At 32.8% G+C, this 528-nt stretch carries 1 protein-coding gene; it reads right to left on the reverse strand.

Going from position 1 to position 528, the window contains the following annotated elements:
• A partial coding sequence (locus J7R13_RS08745; protein WP_208438303.1) for a tRNA (cytidine(34)-2'-O)-methyltransferase occupies positions 1-381 on the reverse strand: 381 nt, incomplete at its 3' end.
• Positions 382-528: the final 147 nt, after the last annotated feature.

Consider the following 528-nt stretch of genomic DNA (forward strand, 5'->3'; position numbering starts at 1 on the left):
TGGCTGAATGGGAATTTTTAATGCGTAGTCAACAGCTTTATGAACATAATCGGGAACTCCTGCTGATTCACGACCAAAAAGTAAAACATCGTTTTTTTGATAGCATATTTGCGTATAGGATGTTTCTGCTTTTGTGGTCAAAAGCAAATGACGACGCTTAAAATATCTCATGGAGCTTACAAAATGTTGCCAATCAATATGTCGTTCTAGTGAGGTATATTCGAGGTAATCCAAACTTGCTCGTTTGAGGTTGCGATCCGACAGATTAAAACCGGCAGGTTCAATAATGTGAACATGTAAAGCAAAACAGGCACTAAGACGCAAAATGGTTCCAGTATTACCAGCAATATCAGGTTGAAAAAGTGCAATATGAAGTGTCATATTTTATATAGTATGATTTTTTTTTGGGTGATATTTTTTATCAGTTAATGAGGAGAAATTTATATTATAGTGTGTTGTAAAGTAGATATTTTTCTAAAAAATAATTAGATATAATAAATTGGGGAGTATTTTAGTTAAATTACCATT

This window comes from Bartonella taylorii 8TBB (assembly GCF_902825155.1).
Taxonomy (GTDB): domain Bacteria; phylum Pseudomonadota; class Alphaproteobacteria; order Rhizobiales; family Rhizobiaceae; genus Bartonella; species Bartonella taylorii_A.